At 73.6% G+C, this 20026-nt stretch carries 19 protein-coding genes; 8 read left to right on the forward strand and 11 right to left on the reverse strand.

Going from position 1 to position 20026, the window contains the following annotated elements; translation table 11 throughout:
* Positions 1-50 precede the first annotated feature (50 nt).
* Both ADY59_RS12650 and ADY59_RS12655 read left to right on the forward strand, forming a co-directional pair.
* Entirely contained in the window at positions 51-1469 is a 1419-nt protein-coding gene (locus ADY59_RS12650; protein WP_049561906.1) for an RICIN domain-containing protein, read from the forward strand.
* A 103-nt stretch (positions 1470-1572) separates the two neighbouring features.
* A complete protein-coding gene (locus tag ADY59_RS12655) occupies positions 1573-2136 on the forward strand; it encodes a hypothetical protein (RefSeq protein ID WP_049561801.1) in 564 nt (187 codons plus the stop codon).
* Here the strand turns inward: ADY59_RS12655 and ADY59_RS12660 are convergent, their stop codons facing one another.
* Entirely contained in the window at positions 2137-3408 is a 1272-nt protein-coding gene (locus tag ADY59_RS12660) for an alpha/beta hydrolase (RefSeq protein ID WP_197093580.1), read from the reverse strand.
* Positions 3409-3452: 44 nt separating this feature from the next.
* Here ADY59_RS12660 and ADY59_RS12665 point away from each other — a divergent pair, with 44 nt between their 5' ends.
* The 3 genes from ADY59_RS12665 (at position 3453) to ADY59_RS12675 (ending at position 6219) form a co-directional block, all read left to right on the forward strand.
* Positions 3453-3992: a helix-turn-helix domain-containing protein gene (locus ADY59_RS12665; protein WP_049561805.1), complete on the forward strand. Its 540-nt coding sequence runs from the start codon at positions 3453-3455 to the stop codon at positions 3990-3992.
* 74 nt (positions 3993-4066) lie between these two features.
* Entirely contained in the window at positions 4067-5029 is a 963-nt protein-coding gene (locus ADY59_RS12670; RefSeq protein WP_049561808.1) for an ABC transporter substrate-binding protein, read from the forward strand.
* A gap of 53 nt (positions 5030-5082) precedes the next feature.
* Positions 5083-6219 (forward strand): carboxylate-amine ligase, encoded by a 1137-nt coding sequence (locus tag ADY59_RS12675; RefSeq protein ID WP_049561810.1) that lies wholly within the window; start codon positions 5083-5085, stop codon positions 6217-6219.
* Here the strand turns inward: ADY59_RS12675 and ADY59_RS12680 are convergent.
* Both ADY59_RS12680 and ADY59_RS12685 read right to left on the reverse strand, forming a co-directional pair.
* The gene (locus tag ADY59_RS12680) at positions 6209-7795 is read right to left on the reverse strand and encodes an NAD(P)-binding domain-containing protein (RefSeq protein ID WP_049561813.1); all 1587 of its coding nucleotides are present in this window, start codon (positions 7793-7795) and stop codon (positions 6209-6211) included. The genes ADY59_RS12675 and ADY59_RS12680 overlap by 11 nt on opposite strands.
* Positions 7788-8306, reverse strand: coding sequence for a carboxymuconolactone decarboxylase family protein (locus ADY59_RS12685; RefSeq protein ID WP_049561816.1), 519 nt, complete (start codon positions 8304-8306; stop codon positions 7788-7790). Before ADY59_RS12685 ends, ADY59_RS12680 begins: the two co-directional genes overlap by 8 nt.
* 214 nt (positions 8307-8520) lie before the next feature.
* On the opposite strand from ADY59_RS12685, the gene ADY59_RS12690 reads away from it, so the two are divergent.
* Complete coding sequence (locus tag ADY59_RS12690; protein WP_049561819.1) at positions 8521-8919, forward strand: nuclear transport factor 2 family protein; 399 nt, start codon at positions 8521-8523, stop codon at positions 8917-8919.
* A 22-nt stretch (positions 8920-8941) separates the two neighbouring features.
* Here the strand turns inward: ADY59_RS12690 and ADY59_RS12695 are convergent, their stop codons facing one another.
* The 3 genes from ADY59_RS12695 to ADY59_RS12705 form a co-directional block, all read right to left on the reverse strand.
* Positions 8942-9559 carry a carboxymuconolactone decarboxylase family protein gene (locus tag ADY59_RS12695; RefSeq protein ID WP_082310055.1) on the reverse strand — a complete coding sequence of 206 codons (618 nt, stop codon included), beginning with the start codon at positions 9557-9559 and terminating at the stop codon, positions 8942-8944.
* 141 nt (positions 9560-9700) lie between these two features.
* Positions 9701-10426, reverse strand: a complete 726-nt coding sequence (locus ADY59_RS12700; protein ID WP_049561822.1) for a phytanoyl-CoA dioxygenase family protein — start codon at positions 10424-10426, stop codon at positions 9701-9703.
* 33 nt (positions 10427-10459) lie between these two features.
* Positions 10460-10786 (reverse strand): ArsR/SmtB family transcription factor, encoded by a 327-nt coding sequence (locus ADY59_RS12705; RefSeq protein ID WP_049561825.1) that lies wholly within the window; start codon positions 10784-10786, stop codon positions 10460-10462.
* Positions 10787-10884: 98 nt separating this feature from the next.
* Between ADY59_RS12705 and ADY59_RS12710 the strand changes: the two genes are divergently transcribed.
* A complete protein-coding gene (locus tag ADY59_RS12710) occupies positions 10885-11883 on the forward strand; it encodes a zinc-dependent alcohol dehydrogenase family protein (RefSeq protein ID WP_049561828.1) in 999 nt (332 codons plus the stop codon).
* Here ADY59_RS12710 and ADY59_RS12715 read toward each other — a convergent pair.
* From ADY59_RS12715 to ADY59_RS12730, 4 genes are read right to left on the reverse strand one after another with little or no spacing between them, the layout of a single operon-like run.
* A complete protein-coding gene (locus ADY59_RS12715; protein WP_049561830.1) occupies positions 11867-13216 on the reverse strand; it encodes an FAD-binding oxidoreductase in 1350 nt (449 codons plus the stop codon). The two genes, ADY59_RS12710 and ADY59_RS12715, sit on opposite strands and share 17 nt — an antisense overlap.
* A complete protein-coding gene (locus ADY59_RS12720; RefSeq protein WP_053174706.1) occupies positions 13213-15063 on the reverse strand; it encodes an ABC transporter ATP-binding protein in 1851 nt (616 codons plus the stop codon). Before ADY59_RS12720 ends, ADY59_RS12715 begins: the two co-directional genes overlap by 4 nt.
* Positions 15064-15068: 5 nt before the next feature.
* Complete coding sequence (locus ADY59_RS12725) at positions 15069-17906, reverse strand: type 2 lanthipeptide synthetase LanM family protein (RefSeq protein ID WP_049561836.1); 2838 nt, start codon at positions 17904-17906, stop codon at positions 15069-15071.
* Between the two features lie 16 nt (positions 17907-17922).
* On the reverse strand, positions 17923-18111 hold the full coding sequence (locus ADY59_RS12730; RefSeq protein WP_049561838.1) for a DUF6229 family protein: 189 nt from the start codon (positions 18109-18111) through the stop codon (positions 17923-17925).
* 110 nt (positions 18112-18221) lie between these two features.
* On the opposite strand from ADY59_RS12730, the gene ADY59_RS12735 reads away from it, so the two are divergent.
* Positions 18222-18848 carry a response regulator gene (locus tag ADY59_RS12735; RefSeq protein WP_049561841.1) on the forward strand — a complete coding sequence of 209 codons (627 nt, stop codon included), beginning with the start codon at positions 18222-18224 and terminating at the stop codon, positions 18846-18848.
* On the opposite strand, the gene ADY59_RS12740 is transcribed toward ADY59_RS12735, so the two are convergent.
* Positions 18823-19950 carry a sensor histidine kinase gene (locus tag ADY59_RS12740; protein WP_156325444.1) on the reverse strand — a complete coding sequence of 376 codons (1128 nt, stop codon included), beginning with the start codon at positions 19948-19950 and terminating at the stop codon, positions 18823-18825. The two genes, ADY59_RS12735 and ADY59_RS12740, sit on opposite strands and share 26 nt — an antisense overlap.
* Between the last annotated feature and the right edge of the window lie 76 nt (positions 19951-20026).

The following is a 20026-nucleotide window of genomic DNA, read 5'->3' on the forward strand; positions in this document are numbered from 1 at the left end:
GCCGATCGAGGCGCTTGACAGCCTCGACGCGGGATGTTCACGTGAACATCATGAGGCTGCTCCGCGTGATCGCGCTCGCCGTCCTGCTGCTGGGCCTCGTCGCGGCGCCCGCGCACGCGGCCCCGGTGACCGTCACCAACGGCACCCAGTTCCGTGACACCGGTGGCAACGTCCTGCACGCCCACGGCGGCGGCGTCGTGAAGGTCGGCGACCACTACTACTGGTTCGGCGAGAACCGCAACCCCGACGGCACGTTCCGCGCGGTCTCCGTCTACCGGTCGGCGGACCTGGCGACCTGGGAGTTCCGCAACAACGTGCTCACCCAGTCCTCGCACGCCGAACTCGGCGTCGCCAACATCGAACGGCCGAAGGTCGTCTACAACGCCTCCACCGGCCGCTTCGTCATGTGGATGCACAAGGAGAACGGCTCCAACTACAGCGAGGCGCGCGCCGCCGTCGCCTCCTCGGCCACCGTGGACGGCGCCTACACCTACCACGGCAGCTTCCGCCCGCTGGGCCAGCACATGTCGAGAGACATCACGCTCTACAACGACAACGGCACGGGGTACATGATCTCGGCCGCGGACGAGAACTACGACCTGCACATCTACCGGCTGACGCCGGACTTCCTGAACATCGCCACGCTGGTCGGCAACTTCTGGAACGACGCCCACCGCGAGGCCCCCGCCCTGTTCAACCGGGGCGGCGTCTACTTCCTGCTGACCTCCGGCGCGACGGGCTGGAACCCCAACCAGGCCAAGTACGCGACCGCGCCGAGCGTCACCGGGCCGTGGACCGGGTGGACCAACGTCGGCGACGGCACCACGTTCAGCTCCCAGCCCGCGTACGTGCTGCCCATCCAGGGGTCGGCGACGACGAGCTATCTCTACATGGGCGACCGCTGGGCCGGCGCCTGGGGCGGGCCGGTGAACGACTCCCAGTACGTGTGGCTGCCGATCACGTTCCCCTCCGCCACCAGCATGAGCCTGGCCTGGCATCCCCAGATCACCATCGACACGGCCACCGGCACGATCACCGGCGGCGGCTCGACCCCGTACCACCGCGTCACCGCCCGCCACAGCGGGAAGGTGATGGACGTGGTCAGCGCCTCCACGGCGAACAACGCCGAGGTCAAGCAGTATCCGTGGAACGGCGGCGGCAACCAGCAGTGGCAGTTCCAGGACGCCGGCGGCGGCTACCACCGGCTGGTGAGCCGCACCAGCGGCAAGTGCCTCGACGTGGCCGGCGCCTCCACCGCCGACGGCGCCAACGTCATCCAGTACACCTGCGGCGGCGCGGCCAACCAGCAGTGGCAGTGGGTCGCCACCGGCGGCTACTTCCAGCTCAGGGCCCGGCACAGCGGCAAGTGCCTGGACGTGGCCGGCGCCTCCACCGCCGACGGCGCCGACATCCAGCAGTGGACCTGCGGCAGCGGCACCAACCAGCAATGGTCCCGCACCCAGCCCTGACCGGGTGCGGCGCAGGCCGCACCCGGGCCCATCCCCTCTTGCTCCCGCGTCGAGCCGACCCTACGTTCGGAGCAGGCATGCCGAGCGGGCACGAGGAGTCCAGATGGATGCGCAAACCGTGATCGCCGTCAGCGCCACCATCATCGCCATCGCATCCCTGACGGTTTCCATCTATCAACTGAGAGCCACCCGGCTGCACAACCGTCATTCCGTTCGCCCCCTTCTCCAGTTGCAACTCCGCACGGTCCCGGGAGAGAGATCCGGCATCGTGGTGGCGAACATCGGCCTTGGTCCGGCCATAGTCACACGCACCCGGGCCTGGCTCGACGGGCACGATCTGGGAGCGTGGAGCAGGGGGACATCCCGGCAGGCACGCGCCGGCATGACACCTCGCCCGCGCGCCTCCGCACTCTTCGACGGGACGGGCATCCCGTCCGGTGACAGCACTTTCCTGGTGGGCGTGGACGCTTACGACCCGATAGAGCACGGCGCCTTCCGGCAACTGATCGAGCAGCGCATAGAGTTCGAAATTCAGTACGAATCCCTCTATGGCGGAGAAAGCTATCGCGTAACCACCAGGACCTCGTCATGGCGGGATGACGAGCAATTCATGCAGGATCTTCCGCAGCCGGACTCCGCAGCCGCAGAGGGGCCGGCACGCCCCTGATCAAGTGAGGACGGCTCCCGGCCCGCCGGCGGTCTTGAGCCAGGCGGCGATGTCGGTGACCACGGCCGGGTCCAGGTGCTGCGCGGGCTCGTACCCGGCGGGCATGGACGGGCCCGCGCCGGGGAAGAACAGGTGGTCGTCGGCGTCGTAGACGCGGATCGTGACGTCGGGCCGGTGGGCGAGGCCGGCCTGCCAGCCCGGCAGGTCGTCCGCGACCGTCACCTGGTAGTCGCGACCTCCCTGCAGGATGAACATCGGCCGGTCCAGCGCCGCCGCCGTCGCGACCGGGTCGTAGCCGCGCACGTCCAGCCAGTACGGCGCGGGCCGGCCGAACAGCAGCGACTCGGCCGGCGTCGACGGCGAGAGCCCGGGGTCCGCGACCGCCGCGGCCTGCCGCGTGATCGACTCGACGGCGGCGTCCGTGGCCGGGCCGGGATACAGCGACGCCAGGTAGCGGACGACGCGGACGGCGGCCCGGTGCATCGGCTGCGTGTCACCGGCCATGATCACCAGTCCGGCGACGGCCGGCTCCGCGGTCGCGACGCGGGGCGCGATCTTGCCGCCCATGCTGTGGCCGGCGACGAAGACGCGGCCGGGGTCCACGCCCGGCTGCTCCCGGAGCAACTGGACGGCCGCCACGGCGTGCGGCACGTACTCCTCGGTCATCGTGAGCCCGGCCGCCAGGGCGCCGTGGGCGTGGGCCGCCTTGTCGAACCGCGCGACCGCGACGCCACGGCCGGCCAGCCCCCAGGCCAGGTCCTTCAGCGGCTTGTTGGCCCCGCTGGTGGCGTCGCGGTCGAACGGCCCTCCCCCGCTGAGCAGCACGACGCCGGGGTGCGGGCCGGGCTCGCGCGGCAGGGTCAGCGTGCCCGGCACGGCGAGAGGACCGTCGCCGATCACGACGTCGCGCTCGTCGAAGCTCGCCGGGTCGGCGTACGGCGGCGGGGCCCAGGGCGGCGTGATGGCGGTGAGCCGCAGGTCGTGGAGCAGGCCGTCGCCGTCGACGGCGACCACCACGGCGAGCTCCCCGCTCTCGCAGGTCACCGGGACGCTCACACGGGCCGGTTGCGCCCCGGCCCGCTCGCTGACGGGCTCGCCCACGCCGGTGATGGGGCCCCTCGCGCCGATCTCGCCGGTCCAGGCGGCGCGCACCGCCTCGGCGTCGATCAACGCGCGCAGCGGCGGCGCGAAGAGCCGCTCGATCTCGTCGAAGCGTCCCGTGCGGGCCAGCTCGACGACCGTGCGGGCGGTCGCCTCAGGATTCAATACCATTCTCATAATCTGAGAAAGGTAGCACGATATGAGATCGTACGGGGATGAACACCTTGGAGCTGCTGGGGCATCCCGTACGGCTGCGCGTCGTGCACGCCATGCGCGGCGGGCGGATGCTGACGACGTCCGAGCTGTGCGCCCGGATCCCCGACGTGTCGAAGGCCACCGTGTACCGGCACGTCGACCTGCTCGTGGCCGGAGGGGTCCTGGAGGTGGCCGGCGAGCAGCGGGTGCGCGGCGCGGTGGAGCGCCGCTACCGGCTGCGGCAGGACCGGGCGGTGATCGACGCCGAGCTGATGGCGACACTGACGCCCGACGACCACCGGCGCGGGTTCGCCATGGCGATGACCACCCTGCTCGCCGAGTTCAGCGCCTACCTCGACCGCGAGCACGCCGACCCCGTGGCGGACCTCGTCGGCTACCGGCAGCACGCCGTCTGGCTCAGCCCGGACGAACTCGCCGAGCTGATCACCGAGCTGCGCGCCGCGATCGCGCCCAGGCTGGCCAACCGGGCCGGGCCGGGCCGGGCACGCTACCTGCTCAGCCCGATCCTGTTCCCGATCGAGGACGCCGAGCCCGGCTGATCGCCGGATCGCCCCTGCGGGTGATCTCCATCCGGTACGCTTCCCGCTACCCCCCGAGCGGAAGGACAGCCGCGATGGATCGCGCCCGCCGGATCGCCGTCGCCCTCCTGTTGACCGTCACCGCCGCCGCCTGCACGGGCACCGGCGGCGAGCCGCGGCCCAGGCCTGCTCCCCCGGAACGAGCCGTCATCAAGGTGGGCATCATGCCGACCACCGGCGCCGTGCCGCTGCTGATCGCCGACAGCAGGGGCTTCTTCAAGGAGGAGGGCCTGACGGTCGAGCCGGTCGTGGTGACCGGCGGCGCCGCCGCGCTGCCGCAACTCGACACCCGGATGCTGGACATCGCCCAGACCGACTACGTCTCGGCCCTGGCCGCCCACAACATGGGCAAGGACCTCACCATCGTCGGAGGGCTCCACCGGGCCGGGCCCCGCAGCTTCGGCCTCGTCACGGGAGCGGACTCGCGGATCAAGACCCCCGCGGACCTGAAGGGCAAGAAGATCGCGGTGAACAACCTCATGAGCATGAGCACGCTCATGGTCACCGCCGTGCTGAAGGACGCCGGCCTGAAGGCGGAGGACGTGCTTCTCGTCGAGACGCCCTTTCCCGAGATGGAGGCGCGGCTCGTCAAGGGGAAGGCCGACGCCGCCTGGCTGGCCGAACCGTTCGTCACCCAGGGCGAGCGGCACCACGCCCTGCGCCGGATCCCCGACAGCGCCGGGGACCGCCTGACCGGCCTGCCCGTCGGCGGCTGGGCGGTCAGCGGCACGTGGGCCAGGGACAACCCGCGCACCCTGGCGGCCTTCCGGCGGGCGCTGGCCAAGACCCAGCCTCTGACCGCGAACGGCCGCGCCGAGGCGGAGCGGACGCTGCCGACCTTCACGAAGATCGACAGGGGCGTCGCCGAGGCCGCCGAGCTGGGCGTCTACACCACCGGCATCGACGAGCGGGGGGTGCAGCGGATCGCCGACCACATGCTGCTGCACGGATACGTCGAAAACCCGCTGCACATCAAGAAGGTCCTCGCGGCCGGGTGACCGGTACGGCAGCATGATCGGGTAGGGAAGTCCGCCCCTGAGCCGGAGATGAGATGACCGCGACCGCCGAGACCGCGCGCTCCACCCCGTTCGACGCCGTCAGCCCGCTCATGGGGGTCGAAGAGGAATACCTGCTCGTCGATCCGGCCACCCGGGCCGTGGCCCCCCGGGCTCGGGCCGTCGTCGAACGCGCCGCCGCCGAGCTGGGCGACCGGGTGTGCGCGGAGATCACCCGTTTCCAGGTGGAGGCCAAGACCACGCCCTGCGCCGGCGCCGCCGAGCTGGGCGCCCAGCTGGCGGGGATGCGCCGGGCCGTGGCCGCCGCCGCCCGCGCCGAAGGGCTGGCCGTCATCGCGTCGGGGACGCCCGTCCTGCCCGGCGCGGTGCCGCCGCCCATCACCGAGGGCGCCCGCTACGACCAGGGCATCGCCGCCTACCGGGCGCTGCACGACGAGCAGAGCATCTGCGCCGGGCACGTGCACGTGCACCTGCCCGACCGTGAGCTCGCCGTGCTGGTCTGCAACCACCTGCGCCCCTGGCTGCCGGTGCTGATCGCGCTCATGGCCAACTCGCCGTTCTGGGAGGGCCGCGACACCGGCTACGCCGCCTGGCGGGTGCTGGCGTGGGGCAAGTGGCCGGTGGCCGGGCCGCCGCCCTACTGCGGGAGCGCCGCCGAGCACGATCGGCTGGTGGCGGCGCTGACCGCCTCCGAGGCGCTGGTCGACCCGGGCACCCTGTTCTGGGACGCCCGCCCGTCGGCCCACCTGCCGACCATCGAGGTGCGGGTCAGCGACGTGCCCGCCTCGACGGCCGAGGCGACGCTGCTGGCGCTGGTCGTCCGGGCGCTGGTGACGGAGTGCGCCGCGAGGGCGCGGGCCGGCGACCCCGGCCCTCGGCCGACCGAGCCGCTGCTGCGCGCCGCCTACTGGCGCAGCGCCCGCGACGGGCTGGAGGGCCACGCCGCCGACCCGTTCACCGGCACGCCGCGCCCCGCCACCGAGCTGGCCGACGAACTGCTGGAGTTCGTCCGGCCCGCGCTGACCGCCAGCGGCGACCTGGAGGCGGTGCGGGAGCACTGGCGACGGCTGCGCGCGGCCGGCAGCGGGGCGGCCCGGCAGCGCGCGGCCTTCGCGCGGCGCGGCGTGCTCACCGACGTGGTCGACGACCTGGCCGACCGCTTCACCCGGTGAGATCGGGCAGCCACCGCGCCAGGAACGACCGCAGCGGCTCGGCGTGCCGGACCGGGTCGTCCCAGCGGGCCTGCAGATCCTCCAGCAGATGCCGCTCGGCCAGCAGTTCGCCGCCGCGCCAGGCCTTGACGACCGGATGCAGGAACGCGCACTCGTCGGCCCGGCCGGGCTCCGGGTGGCGGCGGATGGCGAACACGTCGGGGTGGTCGCGCCGCCCCCACCGCAGCGTCACGGTGAAGGTCAGGTCGCCGCCGCCGAAGCGCTCCACCGCGTAGTCCTCGGGCAGGTCGCGGTAGTGCCGCACGTCGCCGTCCACCGCGTGACCGTCCACCGCGTGACCGTCCACCGCGTCGCCGTCCACCACGTAGGCGTCGCACAGGTACTCGAACTGCGTCCACAGCGCCGAGCTGTGGTTGACCCGTCCCAGCATCGACCGCGTCAGCGCGCCGGCCTCGGCGGGCACCGTGCCGGCGGCCAGGGGCACGCCGTCGTAGCGTTCGGCGAGCAGCGCCGCCAGCGTGCGCAGGTTGTAGCGGAAGCCGTCGACGAACGCCGACGAGGCCCGTTTGAAGTCGCGCGCCTGCATCAGCGTGCCGGCGAAGTACAGGCCGTCGACGTTGACCGACTGGAAGTCCGGGCGGATGGCCGGCAGCCGCCCGCCCGGCACCGGCTCCGGCCGGCACGCCTCGGCGAACAGGCCGGTGTCCATGACGAAGCCGGTGCAGCGCAGCACCGCGTCGTAGTCCAGCTCCGCCCGCTCGCCGTCGGCCAGGGTGTAGGTGATGGAGGCGCGCACGCCCTCGCCGTGCCGCTCCAGCCGGTCGACCGTGCATTCCAGCACCGCGTGCAGCGTCTTGAACCAGTAGCTGTCGAGCAGTGCCCCGTACTGGCCGCGTACGTGCCCGGGGTGCTTGCTGGTCCAGGCCAGCCGCACCGGGCTGGGGCTGGCCAGGTGGATGACGGCCGCGTGCGGCAGCAGCGACATCGCCGTCTCGAACGCGGCGTTGCCCTTTCCGATGATCAGGACGCGGCGGCCGGTGAACTCCTCGCCGCCGACCGGCACGTCCTCGTAGCCCGTCGCCAGCTCGATCCCCGGGATTTCGGGCACGTACGGGCCGTGCCACCCGGCGGCGACGATCACGCACTCGGCGCGCACCACCCGGTCGCCCGCGTGCACCTCGAACAGGCCGTCGCGCTTGTCCACGCGGTGCACGGGGGTGTCGTAGCGGACGTTGAGCCCGTGGGCGGCCTGGAAGTCGCCCAGGTAGCGGACCAGGTCGTCGGCGTGCGGGAAGTATTCCCGCGAGTAGGCGTCGAACCGCAGGTCGGGGCCGCCGTCGCAGAGCAGCGAGTTCCAGTCCCAGCGGAGCTGGATCTCGCGGTCCTTCTCGCCCGTGTTGACCTTGTTGAGCGAGATCAGCCGCCGGTGACGCGGGTATCGGCGGAAGAACCCGCCCGGCGCGCCCTCCCGTTCGAGGGTCAGGTAGTCGGCGCCGGCGAGTTGCAGGAAGTAGCTCAGCTGCAGACCGCCGGGACCGGCCCCGATGATCACATAGCGATGCCGTTCGTCAGGCATCGGCGACGCTCGTGTATCCCCGCTCGACGATCCGCTCGGCCGACCCGGCGTAGAAGGAGTCGTCGTCCGGCGTGTCGGTGGCCAGGCCGTCGACGTACCGGTTGAACATGCAGAACGCGGCGGCGATCAGCACGGTGTCGTGGATCTCCAGCTCGGTGGCGCCCTCGGACTTGGCGGCCGTCACGAGCGAGGCGGTGACGTTCTTGCCGCCGCGCTGCACGGCGGCGGCGATGGCCAGCAGGGCGCGCAGCTTGGGCGTGACGGGCGCGGTCGCGGCGTCCGCGCGCACCGCGTCCACCAGCTCCGTGCCTTCCGGCAGTTGCGCGGCGGCGAACGCCGAATGGGAGGCGGTGCAGTATTCGCACGCGTTCAGGCCCGACACGTAGGCGGCGATCAGCTCCCGCTCGCCGCGCGTCAGCGTGCTGTCGCCGCGCAGCAGGACCTCCGCCAGCGCGTTCATCGGCCGCGCCGTCTCGGGCCGGAACGCGAACAGCCCACGAATGCCCGGCATTCCGGAATCGATGGTGACGTGAGGCAAGGGGGAACTCCTTCGGACGACCGGCCACCTGCATGATCGTTCGGTTGTGCCGGACTGTCAACGCCTCAATTCTTTTCGCCCGCCGCGCCTATTTCCGGTCGTGCCGGACAAGGGTTGTCTGGCGTAACCGCCCGGCGTAATGTCACGCAGGCCACGTGAACCCCGTTTGACGACCGGAGAGTGCGCCATGGCCGAACACCCCAACATCACCATCGCCGGCAACAGCTACGACGCAATGGCCAAGGCCAACTGGGATTATCTGCGCGACGAACTCCTCGCCGACGACGTGGTCTTCCACGTTCCCGGCCGCGGGTCGCTGGCCCGCGACTACCGGGGCAAGGACGAGGTGCTCGGCTATCTCAAGCACCTCGCCCAGAGCACCGGCGACACCTTGCGCATGGAGCCGCGCACCTTCCTGGTGGGCGACGACCACGTCGCGACGATGCTGCGCGTCTTCGCCGAACGCCAGGGCCGGGTCCTGGAGGACACCGGCCTGCAGGTCTACCGCGTCACCGAAGGCAAGATCAGCGAACGCTGGAGCTACCCCGACAACCCCGACGCCGTGGACGCGTTCTTCACCTCCTGACCGTGCCGCGCCCCGGGCGGGCTCACCCGGCCTCGCCCAGCTCCTGCCGCCAGACCGCCACGTATCCGCTGGTCAGCCGCGCCCTCGCCGCATAGTGCTCGGGGTCGTCGCAGGCGAGCGTGGCCAGCCCGTCGACGTAGCGGTTGTACATGCAGAACGCGGCGGCGATCAGCACCGTGTCGTGGATCGCCAGGTCCGAGGCTCCCTCGGCCCTGGCGGCCTCGACGAGGTCGGCGCCGACCTCCTGCCCGCCGCGCTGCACCGCCGCCGCGATCGCCAGCAGCGCCCGCAGCCGGCCGGAGACGGGCGCCGAGCCCGGGTCCCGGCGCACCGCCTCCACGAGTTCCATCCCCAGGGGCAGCCGGACCGCCGCGAACGCCGCGTGGGTGTGGAAGCAGAACCGGCACCGGTTCAGCGACGACACGTACGCGGCGATCAACTCCCGTTCGGCCCGGTCCATCGTGTCGTCACCGGCGAGGAGCACCTCCGACAACTGCGTCAGCGGCGCCGCCGCCTCGGGCCGATATCTGAACAGCCCGCGTATTCCCGGCTCATCCGAGACCAGCCTGATGTGCGGGCGTTTTCCACCCGCGTGATTGACGAATGCCCGCCGCCGCGGCGGCCATTTCACCTGCGCCATTTGCTGTCCCTTCGTGCGCCGAATTCGCCTGCATAGTGCAAGTGTGCGGCCGCGGCCGCCGCGGATTCGGATATGAAAGGGCCAGCATGATGTCCGCCGTGACACGTTCCTGTCAGCGCGGGCGCTGGACGGCGCCGGGCGTCAGTCCCGTACGGCCCGCGCCAGGGCGTTGCCCTCGCCCGGCGTCACCGGCGCGGTCAGGAACACCGGGCTCTGGGCCATGAAGCGCGGCCGGGTGCCCCGGTGCTCGTCGGCGGCGTGCACGGTCAGCGGGTGCACCAGGTAGACGTCGCCAGGCAGACCGGTGGCGCGGGCCATCGGGCGATCCTTGGAGACCTCGTCCAGCAGCGGCCCGGCCTCGAACGGGTCGAGCACCCGCTCCCCCAGCATGCGCGCGGCGTCGCGGTGCGAGCCCACCCTGATGCGGGTGGGCGCGTCGTCGTCGCCCACCTCCGACAGCAGCGTGAGCAGCAGCATCGTCTCCGGCCGCCCCGACACCGCCCAGGATCCGTCGGGCCGGGCCACGGAGGCGTCGATGTGCCAGCCCCGGTCGTCGACCTCGGCCTTGCCGGGGAAGCGGACCGGCATGTTGCCGATGGCCCCGCGCGGCTTCCAGCCGCCCGGCCCCGCCACCGCGTCCAGCGCCTCGCTGAGCCGCGCGCTGCGCAGGAACTCACCGAAGGGGCCCTGGCCGGTGAGGTCGGCGGCCCACACCACGGGCTGCCGCCAGCCGGCGGGGTCGTCGGGCGACAGGCCGATCTGATGCCACACCACCGCCCTGGCCGCGTCGCCGACCTCGCGGGGCACGGCCGCCTCCAGCTTCACGAACCCGTCGGCGATGAATTGATCGATGTCCACAACACCCATGGGAGCCACCGTAGCGGGGCTGTCCACCGCTTTTCAGCGGCCCACCAGCGCCTGGAGGAGGCCGGGGAAGGCTTCGTCGATCTCGTCGCGGCGCAGCGAGTTCATCCGGGAGGTGCCCACGTAGTACTGCCGGATGAGGCCGGCCTCGCGCAGCACGTTGAAGTGGTGGGTGGCGGTGGACTTGCTGACCGGCAGGTCGATGGTGCCGCAGCTGAAGTCCGCGCCGGCCGCGTACAGCTCGCTGACGATGAGCCGTCGCACGGGGTCGACCAGGGCCTCCAGCACCTGCTGGAGGGGGATCTCCCGGACGTCAGGGTGCGGCGGGATGCGATCCCGCCCGTTTCGCCGCGTCACCGTCATGGCGCCATCGTACCAAAGTACGACCATCATCGAAGTTTGACAGCGATCGCACTTTCCGCTTGAGTGAACCCCTCGCGATGCGGAAGGAATGATGGGTGATGACCAGGACGGTGCGCTTCCATGAGCTCGGCGGCCCCGAGGTGCTGCGGCTGGAGGACGTGGAGACCGGCGAGCCCGGCCCCGGTGAGCTGCTGATCCGGGTGGAGGCGATCGGCCTCAACCGCGCCGAGGCGCTGTTCCGCGGCGGCCGGTACATCCAGCCGGTCAAGGAGTTCCCCGCCCGGCTCGGCGCCGAGGCCGCGGGCGTGGTCGAGGTCGCCGGTCCCGGCGTGACGGGATTCGCGACCGGCGAGCGGGTGAGCGTGGTGCCCGCGTTCTCGATGAACGACTACGGCGTCTACGCCGAGCGTGCGATCGTCCCGGCGGCCGCGGTGGTGCGCCGGCCCGACGGGCTCGACGCGGTCGGCGGCGCGGCTGTGTGGATGCCGTACCTGACGGCCTACGGGGCGCTGGTGGAGGTCGGCGGGATGCGCGCCGGGGACACGGTCCTGCTGACCGCCGCCTCCAGCAGCGTGGGCCTGGCCGCGATCCAGGTCGCCGGCCGCGTCGGCGCGCTGCCCATCGCGACCACCCGGACCCGGGCCAAGGAGGCGCGGCTGCGCGCGGCCGGCGCCGCCGAGGTGATCGTCACCGGTGAGGAGGACGTCACCGGGCGGGTGCTCGCGCTGACCGGCGGGCGCGGGGCCGAGTTCGTCTTCGACGCCGTCGCCGGTCCCGGCGTGCTGGACCTGGCCAGGGCGGTCGCCCCGGGCGGCACCCTCATCGAGTACGGGGCGCTGAGCGGCGAGGTGACCCCCTATCCGGGCTTCGTGCTCGGCATGCCCGCCCTGAACATGCGCACCTACACCGTCCACGAGACGACCACCGACCCGGAGCGGCTGCGTCGCGCCGAGGCGTTCGTCGCCTCCGGCCTGCGCGCGGGCGCCTTCGAACCCGTCGTCGACCGCGTCTTCGACCTGAGCGAGATCGTCGAGGCGCACCGCTACCTGGAGACCGGCGCCCAGGTAGGCAAGATCGTCGTCACCGTCGGCCGCTGACGGACTGGGCGAAGCGGAACAGGCCCTCCGGGTCGTAGGCTTCCTTCACCTCACGCAGCCGCGCCAGGTTGTCCCCGTAGTAGGCCCGCGCCCAGTCCCGCAGGTCGGCGTCGGGGTAGTTGGGGTAGACGCCGGACGTCCACGGTGACAGCCGCGCCCACTCCCGGCACAGCCACGCGTGCGCGTCCCGCCTGCGGCTGTCGCTCGCCCGGAAACCGACCTGCACGGCCTGCTTGAGCAGGAACCGTGGCGTGCGATGGACGAACGCGCTCGCGTCCGCGCCGACGCGGCCGATCGCGCCCGCCCAGGGCACGAACTCCAGATCCCGGATCTCGCCGCGCACCCGGTCGGCGGCCAGCCGCTCCAGCAGGTCCTCGACAGCCGCCCGGGGCAGGACCTCGTGGAAGAAGCCCGACTTGTTCAGGCGGAGCCCGGGACGCTCACCGTGGGGCAGCTCCGTGACCGCGCCCGCGCCGCCGTCGGCGTAGGCATGGTGGCGGGCCGCCGCGGCGCCCTCCAGGCGGGTGAGCGTGAGCCGGTCCGGCGGGACGAGCTCGCCGGCGAGCTTCGCCGCCCGCTCCTCGGGGCCGGCGACGACGCCGAAGAGCACGACGCGGGGCGGCTCCTCCGGTTCGTCGCCGGAGATGACGGCGATCTCCAGGTTGACCTCGTCCGGCGCGCCGGGTGCCCAGTGCTGCCAGGCGTCGACGAGGTCGGCCGCCCGCCCGAAGTCGCAGACCGCCTGGACGGCGGTGACCGGCACGACGGGACGGGTGCGCAGCGTCAGCTCCGTGACCACGCCGAAGTTGCCGCCGCCGGCCCCGCGCAGCGCCCACAGCAGGTCGTCGCCCGCCTCCACGGCCCGCCCGTCGGCCAGCACGACCCGCGCGCCCAGCAGATGGTCGGCGCCGAGCCCGTACAGCCGGGAGAATACGCCGTAGCCGCCGCCGAGCACCGCGCCGGTCACGCCCACCTCGGGGCACCAGCCGCAGGGCACCATCCGCCCGTGCCCGGCCAGCCGCCGGGCCAGCTCGCCGACCCGCACGCCGGGGCCCACCCGCACGGTGTCCGCGCCCACCTCGATCGTGCGCATCGCGCCGAGGTCGACGAGCAGCCCGGACGTGGAGGAGTGCTCGGCGAAACTGTGGCCGCCGCCGCGCAGGGCGAACGGCAGGCCGCGGGCACGTACGAGCTCCAGCGCGCTCAGCACGTCCGCCTCGGAGGCGCAGCACGCCACGGCGGCGGGCAGTGCCTCGCCGAGCGTGCCGAGGAACGCCTTGCGCCTGGCCTGGTACCCCGGCTCGCCGGGGTGGATCATGATCGGGCCCGTCATCGGCGGGCCGCCTTCCCGGTCTGCAGCGCGTACAGCTCGGCGTAGCGGCCCCGCAGCGCCAGCAGCTCCTCATGGGTGCCCTCCTCGGCCACGCGGCCGAGGTGCAGCAGGTAGACGCGGTCGGCGTGCCGTACGCTCGTCAGCCGGTGCGTGATCAGCACGACGGTGCGCTCGCCCCCGATCCGCCGGAGCGTCTCGTAGACGGCGTACTCCGCCTTGGCGTCCAGCGGCGCGGTCGGCTCGTCCCAGATCAGCAGCGGCCCGTCGCGGAACAGCCCGCGGGCCACGGCCAGGCGCTGCCACTGCCCCGCCGACAGCTCGTGACCGCCCCTGAACTGCTTGGACAGCAGGGTGTGCCAGCCGCCGGGCAGCCCCGCGACCACGTCGTCGGCGGCGGCGAGCGAGGCGGCCTCGCGCAGGGCGTGGTCCCCCGGGTCCGGCCGGTCGTGACGGCCCATGCGGACGTTGGTCCGGGCGTCGTGCGGCCAGCGGACCGGGTGCTGCGGCACCAGCACCACCTGGTCGGCCAGCGACTCCGGGTCCAGGCCGGCGGTGTCGATCCCGTCCCAGCGCATCGTGCCGGTGGTGGGCCGGTAGAGCCCGGCCAGCAGCCTGGCCAGCGTGGTCTTGCCCGACCCGTTCTCGCCGACGAGGGCGATCGTCTGGCCCGCGTGGATGGTCAGGTCGATCTCCCGCAGCGCGGGCCGCGCGCCGCCGGGGTAGGTGAAGCCGACGCCGCGCAGGGTGACGCGCCCGGGTGAGCGGGGCGCCGGCACCCCGCCGGCCGGCCGCCTCCTGGCCTCGGCGTCGGCGAGGAAGTCGTGGTAGTCGGCCACGTACAGGGACTGCTCGAACAGCTGGTTGGCGGCCTGGGCGAGCTGTCTCAGCGCCGCGGCCGCCACCCTGACGGCGATCACCGCCGCGCCTGCCGCGGCCGGCGCGATCCAGCCGGCGTGCAGCATCAGCCCGAGTACGGCCAGCACCCCGGCCATGGCCAGACCGGCGGCCGCGCGGCCGGCGGCGGTGGCCCGCGCCATGGCCAGCCCGACCCGCGTCTCCTCCGCCTTCAGCACGTCCGCCACCTGGCGGTACTCGGCCAGCACGGACGGCTGGGCCTGGCAGGCGCGCAGCTCGCCCGCCGGTTCGCGCTCGGTGGCCAGCTCGGCGAGCAGGTCCACCCGGCGGTTCAGCGTGACCATGGCCCGCATGCCCGCGTATCCGCGCCGCGCCGCCTTCAGCACCGCCCACGCCTCCGGGACCACCCCGGCCACGAGCAACGGCACCAGCAGCGGGTGCAGGACCGCCAGCCCGGCGGCCGCCGCCGTCACCTGGCAGGCGGCGCCGAGCAGGTCGACGAGGTTGCCCGCCGACCGGTCGAGGTGGAACAGCCCCCGGTCGCGCGCGCGGTGCAGGCCGTCGAAGAAGTCCGCGTCGTCGAAGTCGGCCAGCTGCACGCCGAGCGCGGCGGTGAACAGCCGCTCCTGCGCCGCCCGCCGCAGCGCCGGCTCCAGCCGCGCCCTGGCCAGGTCCACCGCCGCCGCGGCCGCCCCGCGCAGCGCCACGATCGCGGCGACCAGGACCAGGTCCGGCAGCGCCGCCAGGAGCCGGTCGGGCGCCGCCCCGGTGGCCAGCAGCTCGTCCAGCACCGCCGTGGTCGCCAGCAGCCCGCCGGCCGTCGCGGCGCCGACCGCGAGCTGGAGGACGAGGATGGTGAGCGCCGGCCGGCGCCCGCACTCCCAGATGAGCCGCAGCACGGGCGCGACGAGCTCCGGCAGCCGTCGTAGCGTGCGCCGGGGCCCGTCCGGCCGGTCGAGATGCCAGTAGGGGGTGACGAGGTCCTCCTCCACGTGGCTCACCCCAGGTCCGGGAGCAGGACGGACGGCAGCTCGCAGTCCGGGTGCATGTGCAGCAGCTGGTAGGCCACCCCGCCCAGGCCGGGCAGCAGTCCCGGCGCGAAGGCGTCCCTGGCCAGGCCGCTGACCGGGCCGTTGGCCTCCAGGCTGCCCAGGATGTGGGAGTCCAGCAGCGCCCGGTCCACCGGCGCGACCCCGGCCGCCCGCGCGTGCTCGATCACTTCCCAGGACCCGAGGTCGCCGTGGCAGAGGGTGTGGTTCCAGCCGGTGCCGTCGGCCCAGCAGGAGGCGGCGGCGCGCGCCAGCCTGTCACGCCATCGGCCGCCGCCCGAGCGGGCCAGCCGGTCGGCGGCGACGATCCCGACCCCGCCCGCGCCGTGGCACCACGCGGCCGCGGTGAAGCCGTCCCCGCGCAGGTCCACCCAGCCACGCTGGCCCGGGTCGTACAGGGTGTCCTCGTAGGCGAACGCCGCCTCGGCGACCTCCCGCAGGCCGCCGGGGGCGCCGGGCGAGTCCGCCAGCCGGGACAGCGCCCAGCCGATGCCGGTGGCGCCGTGGGCCAGCCCGCCGAGCCCCTGCGGGAAACGCGGGCTGGGCCAGCAGACGCCGCCGGATCGGTGCTCCGCCAGCCCGGCCAGCCGTGTGCCGATGGAGGCGGCCAGTTCGGCCCAGTGCGCCTCGCCGGTCTGCTCGCCCAGCCGCAGCAGGGGGACGATCGCCCCGGCCATCCCGGAGAGCAGGTCGTAGCTGTCGTCGGCCTCGATCGACTCCGGGAGCAGCGCGGCCAGCTCGCGGGCGCGCGCCGGAGCCTCCTCCCCGGCCGCGCCGAGGGCGCGCAGCAGCAGCCAGCCCCACACCTGCGAGGTGATCCCGAGGTAGGCGCCGGGTGGCTCCGGCCGGATCCGCATGTCCTCCCGCCGTTTGGCGGCGTCGCGGTCCTCCGTCAGGCGGATGGTGCGCAGGACCGCCTCCAGGAGGCCGGGCAGCTCGCCGATCGGCTCGGCCCGGCCGCCGTCGGCCTCCCGGACGTAGGCGGTCAGCAGGATCGCCACGCCGTGGGCGCCGCCGTACAGGTCGGCCGACAGCGGTTGCACGGCCCAGCCGGTGGGGTTGAGCACGGGCGTGATCCAGGTGACCGTGCCGTCCCGGCCGCGCACGGCGCTGTCCAGCACGCCGCGCATGATGCCGGCCGCGGCCGCGCGCCGGCGGGGCTCCGTGCGGCCGGTGAGGAGCAGGCCGGGCGAGAGCCGCTTGTCCTCCGGCATCCAGCCCTCGTTGAGGTAGGCGCTGACCAGGGCCGCCTGCGCCACCCGGCGGTCCAGGCCGTGGTCACGCTCCCGCCAGCGGGCCACGGCGTCGGCGATCAGGTCGGTCTCCGGGCCGCACCGGGTGCCCGCCGGGCCGCGCAGCACCCCGGCGCGCGGCGTGGTGTCGAACAGCGGGATGTCGCCGTCGCACAGCTCGTCCACCTCGGCGGCGATGATGGCGGGGTCGCCGGGGGCGCCGGGCACGTTCTCCGACATCTTGGCCAGCAGCGCGGCGGCCTTGGCCCGGGCGGGCGCCTCGTCGTGCAGCGCGGCGGGATGCCAGAGCATGCGGGCCAGCTCGGCGTACGACTCGGTGGAGCGCAGCACCGCGCGGACCGGGCAGTCGGCGAAGCCCGCCAGCAGGGGCTCCAGTTCGCCCGATCTGTCGAGTCCGGTCAGGCGGTCGCCGAGCTCGTCGAACCCGGCGATGATCACGTCCCAGTAGTGGCCGAGCACCGGCTCGGGGCTGGGATGGTTGGCCGCCGGGGGCAGTTCCACCCGCTCGGTGCCCATCCGGGGGCTGTCGGTGCCCACGCCGAGCACGACGGGCAGCTCGACCTCCGGCTGCTGGCCGGGCAGCGCGCCCGCCGCCGACATGTCCACGCCCCGCCAGCCCAGCGCCACTCCTCGCCCCGGGAGCAGCCCGGTGCGCATGACCGAGGCGTCCACCAACTCGACCGCCAGGTCGACGGCGTGGCCGTACCCGGTTGGACGCGCCTTGGCGTGCGGGGTGAACAGGCTCTCGCAGTCGACGACCACGGGATGCGGGCCGGCCGCGATGAGGTTCTCGGCATGCAGGTCGCTGCCGCCGAGCAGGCGCATGAGGGCCAGCCAGTGGCCCATCCCCCGATAGAAGGCGCGCAGCTCGCCAGCGTCGGCGCAGTGGCGGTGCCCGATGTGCTCGGCCCAGCCGTACCCCTGCCCGATCACGACCCGGGGCACCCGCATGGTGGTGGCGCCGAGGTGGGTGAGCAGGCCGGCGAGCGCCGCGTCCACGGCCAGCGAGCGCGGCTTGTACAGGACCCGGCCGTCCTCGCCGTGCGCCAGGACGACCGTCTGCCCGCCCCGGTGGCTGTCCCCGGCGCCGAACTCGACGCCGACGAGCTCGCCCGACGGCGCCCCCGGAAGGGCGGCCAGCGCCGCGCGGTCCCGGGCGAAGCGGGCGGCGAACGCGAAGGCGGCCTCGCACCGGTAGCGGATCACCGTCGTGAGCCTGGCCGTCATGGCGGGGTACGGCACCGCCAGGCCGTGCCAGAACTCCGGTTCCGCCACGGTCTTCTTCCATTGCTCCCAGCGGGCGGCGGGATCGGGGGCGGTCAGGCGCCCGGAGAGCCGGGCGGCGTTCAGCTCCAGCACCAGCACTCTGGTGATCTTGCGGCGGACGTCCTCCTCCAGGGACCGGGCGGCGCCCGCCAGGATGACGTCGCACTCGGCCCGGGCGAGGCCGGTGAGCGACCCCAGCCGGGCCTCCAGGTCGGCCAGAGCCGGTCCGATCAGCGGGTCCAGCGGAGGGTCGAACTCACCGGCCATGTGCTCCCGTCCCCGCTCAGCAGCAGTAACGGGTGTAGGAGCCCGAGCAGGCGGTCCCGCATTTGCCGGAGGCGCCCGGCCCTGTCATGGTGATCTCGGACTCCACGTACGTGCCCGGCAGCAGCGGGCCTGCCGGGCTGTCCGGCTCGTCGCCCGCCCTCCAGGCGGCGATGATCTCCTCTGCCCTTTCGAGGGTCACGGTCATGCTTGCTCTCCCTTCTCGGACTTGGCGCCATGCTCTGCTGCCGGGTTCGTGACGGCTAGCCGTCAAAACTGCGCACTTGACACGACATTCCGGATATGAAAGAGACAGTCGTGATCACCGTTTCCGTCGTCGACGATGACCGGATGCTCATCGACGGGCTGGCGGCCTGGCTGGCCGGGGTGCCCGACATCCGGCTGACCGGATCGGCCGCCACCGTCGCCGAACTGCTCGGCACGGAGCGGTCGCCGGCCGAGGTGGTGCTGCTCGACCTGCTGCTGGCCGACCGCTCCGACCCCGTGCGCAACGTGCGCACGCTGGTGCGGCTGCGGCGGCGGGTGCTGGTGGTCAGCGTCGTGACCTCGGGCGACATGGCCAGGCAGATGATCGCCGCCGGGGCCGGCGGCTACCTCACCAAGGACCACGACCTGGCGATGCTGGTGGCCAAGGTGAGGGAGGTGGCGACGGAGAAGGTCGCCATCTCCCCGGAACTGGCGCTCGGCTGGCTGGCCGACCGCGACGTCGATCGGCCCGTCCTGTCCCCGCAGGAGCGCGCGGTGCTGCTCGCCTACGCCTCCGGCATGACGCTCACCGCGGCGGCCCGCAGCGCCGGGGTGCAGCCGGGGACCGCCAGGAACTACCTCGAACGCGTCAAGGACAAGTACCGGAAGGCCGGCCGTCCCGCCTACACCAAGCTGGAGCTCGCCGACCGCGTCAGGGAGGACGGTCTGGCCACCTGAGCTCCACGCACACCCCCTCGCCGGGCGCCGTGATGACCTCGGCGCCGCCGCCCACCTCGCGCATGCGCCCGATGACCGAGGACCGCAGCCCGTAGCCGGGCTCGACCCGGCGCGGATCGAATCCGGCGCCCCGGTCGACGACGCGGACGGTGACCACGCCGTCCACCGCGACGGCGGTGAGCCACGCCTCGCGCTCCCCCGAATGCCTGGCCACGTTGTTGAGCGCCTCGGCGCCGGCCTCCGCCATGGCCTCGCCCACGTCGGCGGGCAGGTCCGCGGGCAGCGCCTCGGCGGCGTAGCGCACGCACAGCCCCAGCCCGCTCGCCCTGGCCACCGCGCGGGCCAGGCCGTTGCCCAGCCCCGTGGCGGGGCCCGCCGCGTCCTGCCTGATCAGCGTCCGCACGTAGGCCGCGTCGGCCGCGCACCGCCGCCGCACCTCCTCCGTACGATGGTCCAGCCCGCCGCGCGCGATCGCGGTCAGCGTGGTGAGGACGGTGTCGTGCAACTGCCGGTAGTGCGCCAGCCTGGCCCGCTCGGCGACCCGCTCGGCCTCGGCCGCCAGCCGCTGCTCGGCCAGCCCGTCCAGCCGCGTGGCCTGGGCGGCCAGGTAGCGCCGGATGAAGAAGACGATGATCGCGAACCACACGTAGCTGTTGACCCGCACGGCCAGCTCCAGCGCGGGCGGGAAGCGCTGGCCCAGGTCGTCGGCGTGCGCGATCGCGTACACCACGACCGGCGGCAGCAGCGCCGCGAACTGGATCGGGCGCGCGCAGACCGCGCCGATCAGCGCCCCGGTCGCCAGCAGGGCGTGCGAGGACCAGTTGGACACGCAGGTGCCCGGCCCAGGCAGGCAGGCGCCGGTGACGCCGACCAGGAAGACGCAGGTGGCGACCACGTCGATCACCACGGCCAGGGGCGCGAACCAGCCGCGCCGCGCCACCCAGCGGAACAGCACCGCGTTCCACGTCAGGCCCAGCGCCAGCAGCACCGCGTTGCGGCCGCGGTCGGCGTACAGCGCCTCAGCGGCGAACAGGCTCGCACAGGCGGGCAGCAGATAGCTGAGCCGTTGCAGCAACAGCAGCATCGCCACGAACCGGCGCACCCGCTCGATGCTGGGCCTGGACGCCAAAAACAGCGGGTCGCGCCAGCCGAGTGAGCCCCGTCCCGGGTCACGCGGG

This window comes from Nonomuraea sp. SBT364 (assembly GCF_001083785.1).
Taxonomy (GTDB): domain Bacteria; phylum Actinomycetota; class Actinomycetes; order Streptosporangiales; family Streptosporangiaceae; genus Nonomuraea.